The sequence below is a fragment of the Pseudonocardia sp. DSM 110487 genome (genome assembly GCF_019468565.1).
Lineage (GTDB): Bacteria > Actinomycetota > Actinomycetes > Mycobacteriales > Pseudonocardiaceae > Pseudonocardia.
Window position 1 is genome coordinate 2,974,874 of the sequence record NZ_CP080521.1, and the last position, 17,504, is coordinate 2,992,377.

At 70.9% G+C, this 17,504-nt stretch carries 19 protein-coding genes; 12 read left to right on the top strand and 7 right to left on the bottom strand.

The features are described 5' to 3' along the window. Positions 1–52 precede the first annotated feature (52 nt). Together K1T35_RS13695 and K1T35_RS13700 are read left to right on the top strand one after the other, a co-directional pair. Positions 53–937, top strand: coding sequence for an NAD(P)-dependent oxidoreductase (locus K1T35_RS13695; protein WP_220260546.1), 885 nt, complete (start codon positions 53–55; stop codon positions 935–937). Beyond that, positions 934–1,791 carry an NAD(P)-dependent oxidoreductase gene (locus tag K1T35_RS13700; protein ID WP_255621864.1) on the top strand — a complete coding sequence of 286 codons (858 nt, stop codon included), beginning with the start codon at positions 934–936 and terminating at the stop codon, positions 1,789–1,791. Before K1T35_RS13695 ends, K1T35_RS13700 begins: the two co-directional genes overlap by 4 nt. Here K1T35_RS13700 and K1T35_RS13705 read toward each other — a convergent pair. Next, entirely contained in the window at positions 1,778–2,107 is a 330-nt protein-coding gene (locus K1T35_RS13705; RefSeq protein ID WP_220260547.1) for a DUF3140 domain-containing protein, read from the bottom strand. The two genes, K1T35_RS13700 and K1T35_RS13705, sit on opposite strands and share 14 nt — an antisense overlap. A gap of 210 nt (positions 2,108–2,317) precedes the next feature. Between K1T35_RS13705 and K1T35_RS13710 the strand changes: the two genes are divergently transcribed. Continuing rightward, positions 2,318–3,562 carry a sensor histidine kinase gene (locus tag K1T35_RS13710; protein WP_220260548.1) on the top strand — a complete coding sequence of 415 codons (1,245 nt, stop codon included), beginning with the start codon at positions 2,318–2,320 and terminating at the stop codon, positions 3,560–3,562. Next, positions 3,559–4,212, top strand: coding sequence for a response regulator transcription factor (locus tag K1T35_RS13715; RefSeq protein ID WP_220260549.1), 654 nt, complete (start codon positions 3,559–3,561; stop codon positions 4,210–4,212). Before K1T35_RS13710 ends, K1T35_RS13715 begins: the two co-directional genes overlap by 4 nt. Before the next feature lie 44 nt (positions 4,213–4,256). Here K1T35_RS13715 and K1T35_RS13720 read toward each other — a convergent pair whose 3' ends face one another. The 5 genes from K1T35_RS13720 to K1T35_RS13740 form a co-directional block, all read right to left on the bottom strand. Then, the gene (locus K1T35_RS13720; protein ID WP_220260550.1) at positions 4,257–4,643 is read right to left on the bottom strand and encodes a DUF6463 family protein; all 387 of its coding nucleotides are present in this window, start codon (positions 4,641–4,643) and stop codon (positions 4,257–4,259) included. A gap of 104 nt (positions 4,644–4,747) precedes the next feature. Beyond that, positions 4,748–5,158, bottom strand: a complete 411-nt coding sequence (locus K1T35_RS13725; RefSeq protein WP_220260551.1) for a DUF6463 family protein — start codon at positions 5,156–5,158, stop codon at positions 4,748–4,750. Further along, a complete protein-coding gene (locus K1T35_RS13730) occupies positions 5,155–5,793 on the bottom strand; it encodes a DUF2867 domain-containing protein (protein ID WP_255621865.1) in 639 nt (212 codons plus the stop codon). The genes K1T35_RS13725 and K1T35_RS13730 overlap by 4 nt, the downstream gene beginning before the upstream one ends. Before the next feature lie 115 nt (positions 5,794–5,908). Next, positions 5,909–6,376 (bottom strand): DUF6463 family protein, encoded by a 468-nt coding sequence (locus tag K1T35_RS13735; RefSeq protein WP_220260552.1) that lies wholly within the window; start codon positions 6,374–6,376, stop codon positions 5,909–5,911. Between the two features lie 283 nt (positions 6,377–6,659). Then, entirely contained in the window at positions 6,660–7,142 is a 483-nt protein-coding gene (locus K1T35_RS13740) for a MarR family winged helix-turn-helix transcriptional regulator (protein ID WP_255621867.1), read from the bottom strand. 106 nt (positions 7,143–7,248) lie between these two features. Here K1T35_RS13740 and K1T35_RS13745 point away from each other — a divergent pair, with 106 nt between their 5' ends. From K1T35_RS13745 to K1T35_RS13775, 7 genes are all read left to right on the top strand, one after another. After that, positions 7,249–7,911: an FMN-dependent NADH-azoreductase gene (locus tag K1T35_RS13745; protein ID WP_220260554.1), complete on the top strand. Its 663-nt coding sequence runs from the start codon at positions 7,249–7,251 to the stop codon at positions 7,909–7,911. 59 nt (positions 7,912–7,970) lie between these two features. Continuing rightward, positions 7,971–8,972 (top strand): TIGR03557 family F420-dependent LLM class oxidoreductase, encoded by a 1,002-nt coding sequence (locus K1T35_RS13750; RefSeq protein WP_220262583.1) that lies wholly within the window; start codon positions 7,971–7,973, stop codon positions 8,970–8,972. Positions 8,973–9,172: 200 nt separating this feature from the next. Next, a complete protein-coding gene (locus tag K1T35_RS13755) occupies positions 9,173–10,162 on the top strand; it encodes a LacI family DNA-binding transcriptional regulator (protein WP_220260555.1) in 990 nt (329 codons plus the stop codon). 18 nt (positions 10,163–10,180) lie between these two features. Then, positions 10,181–11,389 (top strand): extracellular solute-binding protein, encoded by a 1,209-nt coding sequence (locus K1T35_RS13760; RefSeq protein ID WP_255621868.1) that lies wholly within the window; start codon positions 10,181–10,183, stop codon positions 11,387–11,389. Then, positions 11,386–12,492 carry an ABC transporter ATP-binding protein gene (locus K1T35_RS13765; protein ID WP_220260556.1) on the top strand — a complete coding sequence of 369 codons (1,107 nt, stop codon included), beginning with the start codon at positions 11,386–11,388 and terminating at the stop codon, positions 12,490–12,492. The genes K1T35_RS13760 and K1T35_RS13765 overlap by 4 nt, the downstream gene beginning before the upstream one ends. Before the next feature lie 61 nt (positions 12,493–12,553). Next, positions 12,554–13,462, top strand: coding sequence for an ABC transporter permease (locus K1T35_RS13770; protein ID WP_220260557.1), 909 nt, complete (start codon positions 12,554–12,556; stop codon positions 13,460–13,462). Next, positions 13,462–14,316, top strand: coding sequence for an ABC transporter permease (locus K1T35_RS13775; RefSeq protein WP_220260558.1), 855 nt, complete (start codon positions 13,462–13,464; stop codon positions 14,314–14,316). The genes K1T35_RS13770 and K1T35_RS13775 overlap by 1 nt, the downstream gene beginning before the upstream one ends. 1,331 nt (positions 14,317–15,647) lie before the next feature. On the opposite strand, the gene K1T35_RS13780 is transcribed toward K1T35_RS13775, so the two are convergent. Next, positions 15,648–16,475 carry an SDR family NAD(P)-dependent oxidoreductase gene (locus K1T35_RS13780; RefSeq protein ID WP_220260559.1) on the bottom strand — a complete coding sequence of 276 codons (828 nt, stop codon included), beginning with the start codon at positions 16,473–16,475 and terminating at the stop codon, positions 15,648–15,650. 83 nt (positions 16,476–16,558) lie between these two features. Between K1T35_RS13780 and K1T35_RS13785 the strand changes: the two genes are divergently transcribed. Then, entirely contained in the window at positions 16,559–17,467 is a 909-nt protein-coding gene (locus tag K1T35_RS13785; RefSeq protein WP_220260560.1) for a LysR family transcriptional regulator, read from the top strand. The last annotated feature ends 37 nt before the right edge of the window (positions 17,468–17,504 follow it).

The window sequence follows — 17,504 nt, forward strand, 5'->3', positions numbered from 1 at the left end:
ATCGTGCGCGGAGCGTGCGGGAGCCGTGCGCGGCGCCTCCGATGCTCGAGGCATGGCAGAAGACAAGGCCGTGACGGTGCTCGGTCTCGGCGCGATGGGATCGGCACTCGCGGGGGCGTTCCTCGCGACGGGCCGGCCGGTGACGGTGTGGAACCGCACCCCCGGCAAGGCGGGGGACCTGGTGGCCGGCGGGGCCACCGAGGCCGCGACGGTGGGGGAGGCCGTGGGGGCGAGCGGCCTGGTGGTGGCCTGCCTGTGGGATCACCGGTCCGTCCACCAGACGCTCGACCCCGTGACGGGCGCGCTCGCCGGGCGCGTGGTCGTGAACCTGACGAACGGCACCCCTGGCCAAGGCCGCGAGCTGGGCGAGTGGGCGGGGGAGCACGGGTTCGCGCTGCTCGACGGCGGCATCATGGCCGTCCCCCCGATGATCGGAGGGCCGGGGGCGTTCGTGCTCTACAGCGGCCCGGAGGAGGCGTTCGAGGACCACCGGGAGACCCTCGACGCCCTCGGTGAGAGCCGGTACGTCGGCACCGACCACGGGTTGGCTGCGCTCTACGACATCGCCCTGCTCAGCGCCATGTACGGCGCGAGTATGGGGGAGCTGCACGCGTTCGCGATGGTCCGCTCTGCGGGCGTCGAGGCGGTCGAGTTCGCGCCGCTGCTGCGCCGCTGGATGGCTGCCGTCGGCGGGTTCCAGGAGCGCACCGCCGAGCTCGTCGACGCCAGGGACTACGCCCGCGACGTCGTCTCGAACGTCGGCATGCAGGCCGCCGCCTACCACAACCTGATCGACGCGGCCCACGAGCAGGGCGTGAGTCCCGAGCTGCTCGCGCCGCTCTACCCGCTGATGTTGCGCCGTACGGCCGAGGGCCACGGCCACGAGGACAACGTCGGCCTCATCGAACTCCTCTTCACGAGACGGAGCACCACTTGAACATCACCATGATCGGCTTGGGACCGATGGGCCAGGCCATGGCGCGGGCGTACCTCGCGGCAGGCCACCCGGTCACGGTCTGGAACCGCACGGCGAGCCGCGCCGACGAGCTCGTCGCGGCGGGTGCGACCCGGGCCGCCACGCCGGCCGAGGCGGTGGCGGCGGGCCCGCTCGTGCTGCTCAGCCTCACCCACTACGCCGCCATGTACGAGATCCTCGGCGACGTCGGCGACGCGCTGGCCGGAAAGGTCGTCGTCAACCTGAGCTCAGATACGCCGCAGGCATCGAGGGACGCCGCGGCCTGGCTCGCCGAGCGCGGGGCCGAGCTGCTGGTCGGCGGGATCATGGTGGGCGCCGACACGGTGGGCACGGAGGACGCGTACGTCTTCTACAGCGGGCCGAGGTCGGTATTCGCCGACCACGAGCCCACCCTCCGGGTGATTGGGCGCCCGGACTACCGCGGCGCCGACCCGGCACTGGCTCAGCTGTTCTACCAGGCACTCGTGCACGTCTTCGTCACCACGTTGGCGGCGTTCGTGCAGGGTGCGGCGCTGCTCGGCACGGCGGGTGTCGCCGCGCGCGAGTACGCGCCGCTCGCGGACGAGCTCGTCCAGCTGGCGCGGTCGGCGTTCGGGATGGCGGCCACGAACATCGACGCGGACGACCACCCGGACGATGGCGCGTCCGCGCAGATGATGGCGGTGGGCGTCGACCACATCGCGGGCGCCGTAGCGGCCGCGGGCCAGGACGCGGCGCTCCCGGATGCCGTGAGGTCGCTCTACGACCGCATGATCGCGGCCGGCTACGGAAAGGACTCCTGGACCCGCATGATCGACGTGATCAGGCCGGCTTGAGCGGGTCGTGCCCCAGCGACATCAGGCGGCGCCGCCATCCGGCCTGGCCCGCCGTCGGCTCCAGGTCGTCGCGGCGCTGGGCGTGCACACGGTCCACCACGCGGCGCATCACGTCGGTGTCGTGCGGGGTGAGGTCCTGGCGGCGCTTGCCCAGGATGGCGAGCACCTGCTGCCCGGTCGGGGTTCCGGCCTGGTCGGGCAGCTCCTCGCCCTCCTCGCCCGCGTCGCGGGTGCGCAGCCACTCGGACAGCTCGCGCGAGGTCATGTTGACCACCCGGTGGAACTCGTCCCACAGCTCGTCGTCGACATCGGCCATGCCCATCGCCTACCCGCGATGGGGTGGGTCGACGCCTCAACATCGGCCGGCGTTACATCCGGGTGCGGGCCGCTCCCACCGGCGACGGTGGCGCGGCCGCTGATCACCGCCGGTCGCGGCGCGTTCCGGGGTTCCAATACGCAGGACTCGACCGCGCAGCAGCCGCACGACCGGCTCGCGGCTCGGGTGGCAGAGCCTAGGATCGGCGCCGTGACCTGGACCGACCGCCTGGATCGGTGGATGCGGGCACACCCGGTCGTCCCGGACACCCTGCTCGCCCTGGCGATCGCCGCGGTCGTGGGGCCGCCTTCGCTCGACATCCTCCAGGCGGCCAGGTCCCCGGCCTGGGTGCTGTGGGTGGCCGGTATTTGCGGGTCTGTCGTGGTTGCCACTGTCGCGATACGACGGATCGCCACCGGGGCCGCGTTCTTCCTCGCCAGCCTGGCCATGGTGGTGACCGTTGCGCTACCGAACACGATGGTGAACCCGGCAGGGCTGGGTCTGGCAGGGGCGAGCGGGAACATGGAGATCCCGCTGTTCTTCCTGCCGTCGTCGGCGGTCTACCTGGTACTCCTGTACGCCGTCGCCGCGCAGCGCCCCCGGCCCAAGAGCCTGCTCGCCCTCGGGATCGGCGTGACCGGAGCGTTGCTGTGCACCGCGAGAACGGCGACGGGCTACGGCGCCCTCCCCGCAGGGTGGCTCACGTTGCTGCTGGCTGTCCTCGCACTGGTTGCGGCGGTGGCCGGCACGTGGGCCGTGGGCTGTTCGCATTTCGACCGGCGGCAGCGCCTGGTCGAGGCGGCTGCTCGAGCCGTCGAGCGCGCCGCGGCCGACGAACGCCAACGTATCGCCCGCGACATGCACGACATCGTTGCCCATTCCTTGGCCGTCATCGTGCGACAGGCCGAGGGCGGCTCGGCCATCGCCGCCAAGTCACCGGAGCGTGCGGCGCAGGCATTGTCCGTCATCGCCGGCGCCGCCCGGGAGGCTCTGGCCGACATGCGCGGCACGCTGCAGGTGTTGCGGGAGGCGGCTGCTTCCGACGGTGTGCAGCCCTCGCTCCGAGAGGTGGTGGCCTTGGTGGAGCAGGTACGTGCGACAGGTATCGATGTCCGCCTGGTCGAGCGGGGTTCAGCTCATGCCTTGACCGGGGGCGCGGGCGTCGCGGTGTACCGCCTGGTCCAGGAGTCGCTGACCAACAGCATCAAGCATGCGGGCTCGCATCCCACGGTCACGGTCACGGTCTCGCACGGACCGGATGCGTCGGTCGTGGTTGTCGAGGACGACGGTGGGGACGCCGAGGATCAGTCGGCGGTCCCCGGAACGGGGGCCGGTCTGCGCGGTGTCCAGGAGCGTGTGCACGCTGCGGGCGGTAGGTTCGAGGCCGGTCCCCTCGATGGCGGCGGCTTCAGGGTGCGTGCGGAGTTTCGTCGGCGACAGGGAGCTTCGAGATGACGATCAGAGTCGCCCTTGTCGATGACCAGGAGCTGGTCCGTGTGGGCCTGGCCATGGTGATCGACGCCACCGACGACATCCAGATCGTCATGCAGGCCGCCGACGGTGCGGAGGCGGTCGCGAAGCTCGCCGACACACCGGTTGACGTCGCGCTGATGGACGTACAGATGCCGCGCATGAACGGCGTCGACGCCACCAGGTTGGTGACTGCCCGCGAGAATGCGCCCAAGGTGATCGTCCTGACGACGTTCGACCTCGACGAGTACGCCTTCGCCGGACTGCGCGCCGGCGCGAGCGGGTTCCTGCTCAAGGACGCGTCGGCCGCCGAGGTGCTCCACGCGATCCGCGCCGTCCACGCCGGCGATGCCGTGCTCGCGCCCTCCACGACCCGTCGCATGCTGGACCACCTCGCGACCACACGGCTCGCACGCGACGCTTCTCCGCTGCTGAAGCGGCTCACCCCGCGCGAACGCGACGTGCTGCTGGAGATCGCTCGAGGCCACTCCAACGCCGAGACCGCGCAGCGGCTCTTCCTCTCCGAGGCCACCGTGAAAACCCACGTCGGCCACCTCCTGGCCAAGCTCGAGGTTCGCGACCGGGTGCAGGCGGTGATCTTCGCCTACGAGAACGGGCTCGTTCCTCCAAGCTAGCGACGAGGTCGGTGTGGAGACCTCGCAGATCACCAGTGGAGCGACTACGGGCGCCGCCGGGCTCGCCTGCGGGCGATCCAGGCCAGCGGGTAGAAGAGCCAGAACCCGGACTGGGGGTCCAGCGCGACGCCTACTGTCCCCATGCCTGCGAGGACGGCGGGCAGGACTGCAGGCAGGGTGCCTCCGTTGCGCTCGGCGTGTCCGGTCATCCACCCGAACGCGGCGATCGCGACCCCGGCCATCGCATACCAGAATCCCGCTTTCCGCACGGGCATCGCGCTGGGCTCCGCGCTCAGGGTGCCGAGGATCCGGCCTTTGACGATGCTCCGCACCGACTCGGGAAAGAACACCGGCGTGGAGGCGACGTGTACGACACCGAGAGCCGTGATCAGGGGGCCGACGCGCCTCGCACGCCGCTGCAACTCGGTCATGAACCAACCATTCCATTCTGTATTGTCCGGTTTGAGCGCACGGCCCGTCGAATCGGCCCCGGCGGCAGCCTCGAGCAGCGTGATCACGAATTCCCGCTGCGGTACTAGGGATTCCGCTTCGTGTCGACGTAAGGCCGCAGGGTGCCGCGGCGGACCCCGATCAGGAGCAGGATGTTCGCAAGCAGGATGATCAGCCATTGTGCGGGCAATGGCCCGGACCCGACGATGTCGACCACGGTCCACATCCCGAGGGTCCATGCAATGAACCGTGGCGGCGTGATGCCACGGCGGTCCAGCCACAGCACGGTGAGGCCGACCACGATGAGTGGCACGCCGAAGCTGTTGACACTCAGCCAGTACGCGCTCATGGCCGGGCTCATGGTGACGAGGTCACCTCCCCACAACCCTCCGCTGAACCACACCCCGGCGTGGCCCGCGGCGCCCAGCACCGTCAGGGCACCGAGTGTGTGCGCGGCTCCGTACAGCGTGATGAGCCAACCCGCCCACCGGATCATTCCGACTCTCCATTCTTTACGCTGGGCCGGGTGGCTCCGTCTGGGATTGTCTCCGCGGCTCGCCAGGCGCGTTCCCATTGCCGGGTCAGCGCGGGGTAGACGATCAGATACCGAAACGGCTTGATCGCGGCCATGTACAGCCGTCCGAGCAGGCCGTTGGGCCTGACCAGGGCCGCCATTCGCAGTTCGTGCTCGCCGTCGTCGGCCGGCACCCAGCCCAGGTGGCAGATGGTGTGCACGGTCTTGTTGACCAGCTCGCTGACGCACTCGTCGGGCAGCTCGTACACCATGGTGAACGGGATGTTCGCCATTGCGGTACCGGTCCCGTCCTGGCGGAGGTCAGGCGGCAGCCGATCGCACAGCGACTCGACCCGCCTCGCGAGGCCTGCGTCGGGCCCGTCCCAACCGAACAGGGCGCCGAGCTTCCAGCGCAGGGCGAACAGGAAACGGACCAGCGGCGGGTCCCGGTTCAGCCCGCCGGCCGCCCGCAGTGCAGAAAGCATGACGGGAAAGTCGTCCGGCCCGGCACCGGGCGTGTGGAACGCCCAGACGTCCTCCACCTGGAAGTCGGGCGCGATCTCGTGGATCCGCCACGGGCGGCTGGTGTGCTCGGTGGCGGGAAGTCTCATCGACATCACGGCCTCCCCGTCACCGCGGCATGACCCAGCCGAGTGTGACCGACCGCAGCGAGGAGCACGCCGGGCGTTGCCATGAGCAGAGCTGCCGGTCCACGACAACTCCATGCCCAGCTCACGTGGGGTGGGTACGGTCGGCCGGTGCTCGGCGGGCATTCCAGCCGCCGACCGCCAGCAGCACGCCGATGGACAGCAGGCTGATCGATCCGGAGTCGAAAGTGCCGAGCAGCCCGAGCAGGACGGCCCACGCGGCGACGCCGCATCCCACCCATCCGGGCACGCGTACCCCGCGCCGGGTCAGCCCGGTCACGAGAGCGCCGAGCAGGAGCAACGGCACGCCGAAACTACCCGGGCTGAACCAGTACGCCTCCGCCACGGCGAGCCGGTCGGCGGAGGGGTCCAGCGTGACGGTGTTGAAGAATCCTTCGTCGACGATCTGCGCCCAGACTTCGTAGCGCTCCAGAGCGGCGACCATGGTGTGGAAGAAGCCGCCGCAGACCGCGAGGAGCCCACCCCATGCGGAGAGGTTGCGCCACCACGCACGTGACGTCGTGGCCTCGGGATGCGTATCGATGAGTGGCATGTACGCCAGCCTGGGCGCGGAGCCGGCGGAAATCGTCGACCTCAGGTCGTCGGCCTCTCCACCGAAATGATGAGCGAAGGCTCTGTATGAAGCCACCGGCGGGCAGCCTTCGCCCCATGAGTGATGCTGGCTACTGGTGGCAGCTCACCGGCCTTGGCTCTGAGAACGGCCCTCGCCGCGTTGGACAATCGCACCGATACAACAGCGGTATCGGCGCGATCGTCCGCCTTGCGAGGACACCACCTGTACGCCGCTCGCTACGGCCTGAGTTGTTCAGGACCTCCTAGCAGTTGTTCTCGATCTCCTGCGCCATGTCGCAGGCATCGGTGCGCTCGTCGCCGGTCGCGACGGCGACCCGCTGCAGGAGGGTGCGCAGGGTGTCGCGCTCTTCAGGGTTGAGCGGCCCGAGCACGTGTTCCTCGACCCTGCGCAGCCTGCGTTCGACGTCGCACAGCCGGGCCGTGCCGTCCTCGGTGAGCACGACCCGTCGGGCGCGGCGGTCGGCGGGATCGGGCTTGCGCTCGACCAGCCCGGCCTTCTCGAGATCGTCGAGGAGGTAGGTCATCACGGTGCGGTCGACGCCGAGGCGCTGGGCCATCGCGAGCTGGGTGCCCGCATCGCCACGGGCCGCGGACGAGAGGACCTGGTAGCCGCGTGGCCCGCCGGGGACGTCCGCCACCGCTTGCGCGGCGATGCGCAGGTAGGAACGCGTGATGGTGCCCAGCACCCAGCCGAGGTCGGACTCGACGTTCGGGGGGCTGGTCACAGGCCGATCGTACCGGGAATGTGGTCCGTGAGACGCTCTGTTGACACGATCGTCTGAATCACAGACGATCTGGGTGGCAGCACGCATCTCTTGGGAGGAATCCTCGATGACCTTGTTCCGTGTGGACAGCAGCATCCAGGGCGACGCGTCCGTGAGCCGGGCCGTGGCCGACGCCGTGGAGCACGCATGGCGTGACCACCATCCCGAGCCGAAGGTGGTCCGCCGCGATCTCGCCGCGCACCCGGTGCCCGCCGACGCGTGGCAGCTCGCGGTGTCCGGGTTGTTCACCCCCGAGGCCGAACGCACGCCGCAGCAGCGGGCCGCGGGCACGCTGGCCTCGTCGCTCGCGGACGAGCTGCTCGACGCCGACGCCGCCCTCATCGCCGCGCCGCTGTACAACTTCGGCGTCTCGCAGCACCTCAAGACCTGGATCGACCTCGTGCTCACCGACCCGCGTTTCGCTCCCGGCTCGGCCCCGCTCGCGGGGCGGCCGGTCACCGTCGTGGTCTCGCGGGGCGGCGGCTACGGTCCCGGCACCCCGCGCGAGGGGTGGGACCACGACACGCCCTACGTGCGGCGGATCTTCGGTGACGTGTTCGGCGCCGACGTCACGGTGGTGACCGCGGAGCTGACGCTGGCGGCGATGAAGCCGGAGATGGCGCACCTGCGCGAACTCGCCGCCGCATCCCGCGCCAAGGCGATGGAGGACGCCGCTGCCAGCGGTCGGGCCCTCGCCGAGCGCGTCGCCCCTGCAACCGCCGCCCGGTAACGGACGAGCGGGGGGCTCGTCGGATAGGTGAGGCGCGCGCGGGGTACCGCGAGGAGATGGTGGCCTTCGGATACTCCCTGCTCTGCGAGCAGCGTGGACCACGCGAGCTCGTGTCCGACGCCGTCGCGGCCGAGGACGCGGGCTTCGACTTCGCGGTGATCAGCGACCACTACTTCCCATGGCTCGACAGCCAGGGGCACGCGCCGAACGCGTGGCCGGTGCTCGGGGCGGTGGCCGCGGCCACCGAGCGGATCCCGCTGATGACGTACGTGACGTGCCCGATCATGCGCTACCACCCCGCTGTCGTGGCGCAGAATGCGGCGACGGTGGCGCTGATCGCGGGCGAAGGGCGCTTCTGCCTCGGGCTCGGGGCGGGGGAGAACCTCAACGAGCACGTGATCGGCGCAGGCTGGCCGCCGGTGAACGTGCGGCACGAGATGCTCGGCGAGGCCGTCGAGATCATCGGGGAGCTGTTCGCCGGCGACTACGTCAACCGCAACGGGGCGCACTACCGCGTCGACTCCGCGAAGCTGTGGGACTGCCCGGACGGCGGAGTGCCGATCGCGGTCGCGGTGTCCGGAGACCAGTCGGTGGAGTCGTTCGCCCGGGTAGCGGACGCGATGGTCTCCGTCGAGCCGCTGCCGGAGCTGGTGGGGCGCTTCGACGCCGCCGCGGGCACCAGCCTGCCCAAGATCGGCCAGCAGCCGATCTGCTGGGGGCCGAACCGCGACACGGCGATCGCGCGCGCCCACGACCAGTTCCGCTGGTTCGCGGGCGGCTGGAAGGTCAACGCCGAGCTGCCCGGCACGGCCGCGTTCGCCGCGGCCACCCAGTTCGTGAGGCCCGACGACGTGGCGGGTGCCATCCCGTGCGGGCCCGACGTGGCGGCCCACGTGGAGGCGGTGCGCCCGTTCGTCGACGCGGGGTTCACCCACGTCGCACTGGTCCAGGTGGGCGGTGACACCCAGCCCGACTACGTGACCTTCGCGGAGCGCGAGCTGCTCCCCGCCCTGCGGGAGGAGTACGGCAAGACGGAGGCGCCCGCGATCCGGGTGCGGTGACGTTCAGGAACGCCATGTTCCTGTCCTGCAGGTTCGCCGAATGTGGCGTTCCTGAGCCGCACCAATCGCTGGAAAGGATTGCAACGCTTACATCGCGAGCGTCGCGCGGGAGATCGACTCTCCTGGAAGAGGGGGGTTGACGAGGGCCGTAAACGGTTTCAGACTTCCGCACGCAACAGCCGACCAACGACGGAGGCTCCGTGGCGCCCACGATCCGCGACGTCGCCCGTGCGGCGGGGGTCTCGCAGGCAACCGTGTCGCGGGCGCTGTCGATGCCCGACCTGGTGCGACCGGCCACGCGGGTGCGGGTCGAGGCGGCGGCGCGCGACCTGGGCTACCGGCCCAACCGCGCGGCCAGGGGCCTGATCACCGGACGCACCGGCAACCTCGGGCTGATCGTCCCGGACCTCTCCAACCCGTTCTTCGCGGCCGTGGTCAAGGGCGTGCAGGCCGCGGCGCGAGCGGCGGACCACTCGGTGTTCATCGCCGACACCGACGAGGAGCCCGGCGTCGAGGCAGACCTGCTGCGGGCGCTCGCCAAGCAGGTCGACGGCCTGATCCTCTGCTCGCCGCGCGCCCCCGACGAGGAGCTCGCCTGCGTCGGCTCGGACACCACCGTCGTGCTGATGAACCGCGAAGCGGGGGAGCGGCCCAGCGTCACCGTCGACAACGCCGACGGCATGCGGCAGGCCCTCGAGCACCTCGCGGCGCTCGGGCACCGCCGGGTCGCGTTCGTTGCCGGGCCGCGCACGTCGTGGTCGAACGCCCAGCGGGAGAAGGGGCTGCACCGCACCGCGGAGGCGGGCGAGATCGACCTGGTGCACCTCGGGCACTTCCCGCCGCAGTTCGAGGGCGGGGTCGCGGCAGCCGACCTGGCGATCGCGTCCGGCGCCACCGCCGTGATCGCCTACAACGACCTCGTCGCGCTCGGCCTGCTCAGCCGCCTCGGCGCAAGGGGCATCCCGGTGCCGACGGCGATGAGCGTCGTCGGGTGCGACGACATCGGGATGTCCGCCATGAGCCACCCCGCCCTCACCACGGTGTCCGTGCCCAAGCGTGCGGCGGGCCGGGCCACCGTCGGATTGCTGCTGTCGCTGCTCGACGCGGGGGCGGACGCGGGCCCGATGCACCGCGAACTGCCCACTCAGCTCATCGTGCGCGGCACGACCGGGGTCGCGCCCAACTCCTGAGACGAAGGGAACCAGCCGATGACCATGCACTGGCGCAGGGCATTCACCGCGGGCGGGATCAGCGCGATCCTGCTGCTGGCAGGCTGCGGGGCGCCCGAGGGGCCCGGCACCGCCCAGGTGCCGGCCGGCGACGTGCCCGAACGCCCGTCCCAGGCGGTCACGCTCAACATCCTCGACGTCGCCGGGAACCTGCAGCTCACGCAGGGGATGATCGACGACTTCGTGGCGAAGAACCCGGACATCGTCTCGCGCGTGACCACCGAGAAGGCGGCGGCGCCCGAGATGGCCGGCAAGATCAAGGCGCAGCAGGACGCGGGCCGGCTCGGCATCGACATGGTGCTCACCGGCACCGACGGCTTGTCGGCCGGCTCCGAGCAGGGCCTGTTCACACCGCTGCTGCCGCAGTTCGCCGACCGGCTCTCCAACATGGACAACTACCAGGAGCCGGCCGCCGCGATGCAGGAGCTGGCCGCCGACCACGGCGTGGTCGTCACCTACTACCCGTCGGGGCCGCTCATCGAGTACGCGCCGGACCGGGTGCCGAAGCCGCCGAAGACGGCCGAGGAGCTGCTCGCCTACGCGCAGGCCAACCCTGGCAAGGTCGGGTACGCGCGCCCGTCCAACTCGGGGCCGGGGCGCACGTTCCTGATGGGCCTGCCCTACATCCTCGGCGACTCCAACCCGAAGGACCCGATGGGCGGGTGGGAGAAGACATGGGCGTACCTCGCCGAGCTGGACAAGACGATCACGTCCTACCCGTCGGGCACGTCCGACACGATGAAGAACCTGGCCAACGGCACGTACGACATCATCGTCAGCACCACGGGCTGGGACATCAACCCGCGCGCGCTGGGCACCGTTCCCGCCGAGTACGCGGTCGGCACGCTCGAGGGCTTCACGTGGGTCACCGACGCGCACTACGCCGCGATCCCGAAGGGCGCATCGGCCGACAAGCAGGCCGCCCTGCTCGCGCTGATCCAGTTCATGCTCACCCCTGAGCAGCAGGCCAAGGCCTACGACAAGGGCTACTTCTACCCGGGGCCCGCGGTCGAGGGCGTCAGCCTCGACATGGCTCCGCCGGAGTCGCAGCAGGTGATCCAGCAGTACGGCCGCCCCGAGTACGAGGCGCTGATCGCGAACCACCCGAAGGCCACCCCGCTCGCCACGAAGGACATGGTGGCGGCGTTCGACCGCTGGGACCGCGAGATCGGCGGGGGCAACTCGTGACTTCGGATTTCCGCGAGCTGCGGCTCGACGGCGTCGGGCGGCGGTTCTCCGGCAAGGACGCGCTCGCCGACCTCGACCTCACGATCCGGGCGGGCGAGTTCATCGCCCTGCTCGGGCCGTCGGGGTGCGGCAAGTCGACGGCGCTGAACTGCCTGGCGGGCCTGCTGCCGCTCACGGCCGGGAGCATCTGGCAGGACGAGAAGCGGATCGACGTGCTGCCGCCGGAGAAGCGCGGGTTCGGCATGGTCTTCCAGAGCTACGCCCTCTTCCCGCACATGTCGGTGCGCCGCAACGTCGCCTTCGGGTTGCAGATGCGCAAGCTGGCGCGCGCGGAGGTCGCGCGGCGCACCGAGGAGGCGATCCGCCTCGTCCAGCTCGAGGAGCACGCTGCCAAACTGCCGGGCCAGCTGTCGGGCGGGCAGCAGCAGCGGGTGGCGATCGCCCGCGCGATCGTGCTGGAGCCGTCGCTCGTGCTGATGGACGAGCCGCTGTCCAATCTCGACGCCAAGCTGCGGCTGGAGATGCGCACCGAGATCCGGCGGCTGCACCAGTCGCTCGGGCTCACCACCGTGTACGTCACCCACGACCAGGAGGAGGCCTTGTCGCTGGCCGACCGGCTCGTCGTCCTGCGGGCCGGGCGCGTGCAGCAGGTCGGCACGCCGGAGGAGCTGCACACCCGGCCGGCGAACTGGCACGTCGCCGATTTCATGGGCTTCCGCAACATGATCGAGATGACCGCGGTTCGTGCATCGGGTGACGAGGTGGTGCTCGAGGGCGAGGGCATGCGGCTCGTCGGCACTGCGATGTCCCCCGTCGAGGCGGGGGCGGCGGTCGTCGCTGCTGTGCGGCCCGATGACGTACGGGTCGTCGGCGTCGACGCGGAGAACCGGATCGACGCCACCGTCGAGGTGGTCGAGTACCAGGGCCGGGAGCTCGCCGTGGAGGCTCGTACAGCGGGCGGCCGGGCGCTGCACCTGCGCACCGAGCAGCGGCTTGCACCCGGCGACGCCGTGACGCTCGCGGTGCCCCCTGAGCGGTTGCTGGTCTACGAGAGGTCCCCCACAGACAAGGCCCCTGCGGAGCTGGCGGAGGTGACCCGATGAGGCACCGGTATCCGGACGCCAGCAAGGTGGCCTTGCTGCCATCGGCGCCAGGGGGCGGCGCGTGACCGCCACCCTGGAGCGGGCCGAACGCACTCCGCAGACGCCTGCCCTGCGCCACCGGCTCGCCGAGCGTGGCGTGGACCGCCAGTTGCTCCTGCTCGCCCCGGCCGTGCTGTTCGTCGCGCTGCTGTTCCTCTACCCGTTCTTCTACGGGCTGCAGCTGTCGTTCGCGCCGGAGGAGGGCGGGCCGCTCGCCAGCTACGCAGCGTTCTTCACCGACCCGTACCAGCGGAACACGATCTGGATCACGCTGGGGCTGTCGCTGCCTGCGGCGCTGCTCAACGTGCTGGCGTCGGTACCCATCGCCTACCGGATGCGGGGCAGCTTCCGCGGCAAGCGGCTGCTCACGACCGTGCTGGTCGTGCCGATCACGCTCGGCACCGTGCTGACCGCACAGGGCCTGCTGAACTTCCTCGGGCCGGCCGGCTGGTTCAGCAAGATCCTGTTGAGCCTCGGGGTGGACGATCCGGTGCGGCTGGTCGGCAACTACTGGGGCGTGTTCTTCTCCCTGGTGATCACCGGGTTCCCGTTCGCGTTCCTGCTGATCCTGTCCTACCTGTCGGGCATCGACCCCACCCTCGAACAGGCGGCGGCCACGCTGGGCGCCGACTGGAAGCAGCGGTTCCGCCACATCACGCTGCCGCTGCTCGCGCCAGGGCTCGCCACCACGTTCTGCCTTGCGTTCGTGCTCGCCTTCAGCGTGTTCCCCTCAGCCATCCTGGTCGGGAACCCGGCGGGGGAGACGCGCGTGCTCGCCATCGCCGCCTACCAGGCCCAGTACGAGCAGTACAACTACTCGCTCGCAGCGGCCATCGCGATGGTGATGGGGGCGGTCGAGCTGATCGTCATCGCCGTGGTGCTGCTGTGGCGGTCGCGGCTCTACACCGGCTCGACGGGAGGCAAGGGCTGATGGTCGCGCTCCAGCCGGGAAAGCGCCGGATCGTCGCGAGCCCTGGTGCGTGGCTCGTGTGGGGCGTGGTCGCGTTCTTCCTGGTCAACCTGGCGGGCGTGGTCGGGTCGGTGCTGGTCAGCTCGTTCGGCACGCGCTGGTTCGGCACCTGGGTGCCCGAAGGCTTCACCGTGCAGTGGTACGCCGACGCATGGCGCAGCTTCGGGCTGCTCGACGTCGTGATCGTCACGTTGCAGGTGTCGCTCCTCGTCGTGCTGATCTCGGTACTGATCGGCCTGCCCGCCTCGTACGTGCTGGCCCGGCGCAGCTTCCCGGGCAAGCGGCTCGTGTACTTCGCGTTCCTGCTGCCGATCCTCATGCCGCCGATCACCTACGGCATCCCGCTCGCCACCGTGCTCTACAAGTACGGGTTCGCCGGCAACATGTCCGGCGTCGTCCTGGCGAACCTGGTGCCGTCGGTGCCGTTCGTGATCCTGACGATGACCCCGTTCATCGAGCAGATCAACCCGAGCATCGAGTCGGCCGCCCGGATGTGCGGGGCCGGCATGCGGGCGCTCTTCCTGCGCGTGCTCGGACCGCTGCTCGTCCCGGGGATACTGGCGGCGTCGATCCTGGTGCTGGTCCGGACCGTTGGGATGTTCGAGCTGACCTTCCTGACGGCGGGCCCGGACTCCCAGACGCTGGTCGTGGCGCTGTACTACTCGATGTCGGCCGCCGGGATCAGGGCGCAGCAGTCGGTGGACGCCATGGCCGTGATCTACACGTCCACGATGCTGGTGTTGCTGGTGATCGCGTTGCGGTACGTCAACCCCACCCAGCTCGTGGCGCGGGTGAAGGAGGCGCCGGAGCCCTGACGCAATGACAGCGCCCGTTCCCCGGAACGCAGGGTTCCCGGACCCGAATCGTAGGACAGGCAAGCGCGGATCAGAGGGTGCTCGGTCGCGAATTGCAGGAGCCTCGAGCGCCGCGCCCATGATCCGAAGTATCGGTTGCTCATGGTTGTGCCGGCAGCAATGAGCACCCGATACTCGCGATCTTCCCGTGCATGATCCGGAGTTTCGGGTGCTCATGGTTGTGGGGGCAGCCGTGGACAACCGCTAGTTCGGATCATGCTCGCCGCCGGTCGAGCGGCCGGGGTGGCGCGATCGCGTCGGTCCATCGGGTCGAGTCTGGTCGGGCGGCTGCCGGTGGGCGCGCCGTTCCCGGCCCGGGCCACCCGGCGCCCGCCCCGTGAGCCGGGCCTCGCGCGGGGTTCCGCCCGTTCACCTCGACCCCGTCGCCTTGTGGAGGTGGCTGGGTTGGGTGCACTACCGAACCCTGGGGTGGCGTGGGCGGCCGTCCCCGACTGGGGGGCACGCCCGTTCTCGACGAGACCACCGCGGGTTGGGTGCCACGCAACCGGCTGTGGTCCCGACCCTCCACACCCCAGCCCTCTCCCGGATGATCGAGGCGAACGACCCTGGGGCAGGGCCGCGGGCAGGTCCGTGATCAGCAGGAACGGGATGCCACCCGCAGGGGTGCCGCTCAGGTCCCGATCCCGCTGATCACGCCCCAGGTTCCCGGTGCGGCCAGTGGGCGAGAACGGGACCACAGCCAGTCGCGTGGCACCCACACCGGCGGTGGTCTCGTCCGGAACGGGCGTGCCCCCGCGTCGGGGACGGCCGCCCGCGCAACCACATGATTCGGTAGTGCACCCAACCCGGCCACCTCCATGAGGCGGGGGTTGCGGTGAACCGGCGGGAACTCAACGGCGGCCGAGGGCTGGTGGGTGAGCGCCGGGTGGCCCGGGCCGGGAACGGCGCGCCCACGAAAGCGTCCGGCACCCGGCCGCACCCCCTGGGGGCGTTCCGCGGAACGCAGCGCGACCGGAGCGGTGATCAGCGGTTCGGCGCGAAGGCCGACGCCCCGCGTCGGGAAACGCGCCGGTCTGGTGATCACAGGCTTATGCCGGGTCGGCCAGGGCCCTGTGTCGCCCGGCGCGTTCGTTCTCGGCTGGCGCGTCCGGTCGACGGGGTGTCTGACCTGCGACGGGCTGCGTCGACCGGCACGGGTTGCACCGGTGGCGGCTCCGCCGTGCCGAGATGCTCCCCCAGCCCTGCGATTCCACGACCGGGATCGGGTGCACGCCTCCGCGGCCCTGCCCAAGGTCTGACGGCCGTTGGGCGGTCGCACGCCGCCGCGGGGTTCAGCGAGCCGCGGCGACCGGTCCGAACGCCGAGAGCGCGACGTCCTGCCAGCGCTCCCACTCGGCGATCCGCGCCATGTGCTCGTCGCGCACCGGCTCGAAGGACCTGCCGAAGAAGACCCGCAGCGGCGGCTCATCGGCGTCGACGACGGCGAACAACGCCGAGGTCGTGGCCTCGGGGTCGCCGATCTCGAAGGCGCCGGTGTCGGCGCGGAGCGGGTCGTACGCGGCGATGGGCGGGCTGTGCCGCGAACCGACGGCCAGCCAGTCGGTGGCGTACGGCCCGGGCTCGACATTGGTCACCCGGATCCCGAGGTCACGCACCTCCTTGTCGAGGGACTCGCTCAGCCCTTCAAGTGCCCACTTCGACGCGTGGTAGGCGCCGATGCCGGGGTAGGCCCGGACCCCGCCCTCGCTGGTGACGTTCACCAGGTGCCCGGAGCCCTGCTCACGCATGATCGGCAGCGCGGCCTGCAGGACCCAGAGCGCGCCGAAGAAGTTCGTCTCCATCTGGGCGCGGATCTCGGACTCGGTGAGCTCCTCGACCGCGCCGAAGTGCCCGTAGCCCGCGTTGTTCACCACCACGTCCAGCCGGCCGAACCTGTCGGCGGTCCGGCGGACCGCCTCGAACACCGCGCTCCGGTCGGTGACGTCGAGGCGCAGCGGCAGCAGCGCGTCGCCGTGGGTCGCGACCAGGTCGTCGAGGGAGCGAGGATCGCGCGCGGATGCGGCCACGAGGTCCCCGCGCCGCAGTGCCGCCTCGGTCCAGATGCGGCCGAATCCGCGGGATGCGCCGGTGATGAACCAGACCTTCTCGTTCGTTGCCATGCACCCACCCTCCGTCCGTACGAGGTGTGCGACAAGCGAGGGTTTCGCACGTTTGCCATTACCGATTCGCATATGCTCTGGCCATGGCCGAGATGACGCTCGTCGGGCTCCGCGTCGTGCACGAGGTAGCGCGGCGGGGCTCGTTCAGCGCCGCGGCGCTCTCACTGGGCTACACGCAGTCCGCGGTGTCCCGCCAGGTCGGGGCCATGGAGTCGGCCGCGGGCACCGCGTTGTTCGAACGCCTTGCGCGTGGCGTGCGGCCGACGGCGGCGGGACAGGTCGTGGCCCGGCGCGCGGCACGGATCCTCGGCGAGGTCGACGGTGCGCTGGAGGAGGTCTCCGGCGTCCGCAACCGGCTGGCCGGGCGCCTGGTGGTCTCGGGTTTCCCCTCCGCAGCAGCGGTCCTGCTGCCACGCGCGATCGCCCTGCTCGGGCAGCGACATCCCGATCTCCAGGTGGAGCTGCAGGAGGCGGCGAGCCCGGTCCAGGTGCGGCGCTTGCGGTCAGGGCGGATCGAGGTCGCGCTGATGGCGACGGGGGAGGTCGTGCCGGAGCGGGACCTGGCCGGGCTGCGCCACGAGGTGGTGGCGATTCCACGCGGCCCTGGGATCGCCGTGGCGATCGGCCACCGGCTGGCGGACCTGGAGGTCGTCACCGTCGCCGACCTGGCCGACGAGACCTGGATCGTGGGGACCGGCCCGGTGGGCGAACCGCAGTTCGGGCCGTGGCCAGGGCTCGACCGGCCTCGGATCGGCCACGCGGCGCGGAACTGGGCCACCCGGTTCGGACTGGTCGCCGCCGGTATGGGGATCACGAGGGTCCCGGGACTGGCGGCGGACTCCGTCCCGGCCGAGGTGCGCTGGCTTCCCGTCCACGACCCGGTCGTGACCTCGAGCGGATCGCTCGAGGTCGTCACCGCGGAGTCGCCGTCAGCGGCTGCGCGGGCGGTGGTGCAGGCCGTTCATGCGGAGGCCTCGCGAATGGTGGCATGAGGCGCTGCTGCCCACGGGTGATCCCGGCGGGCTACCG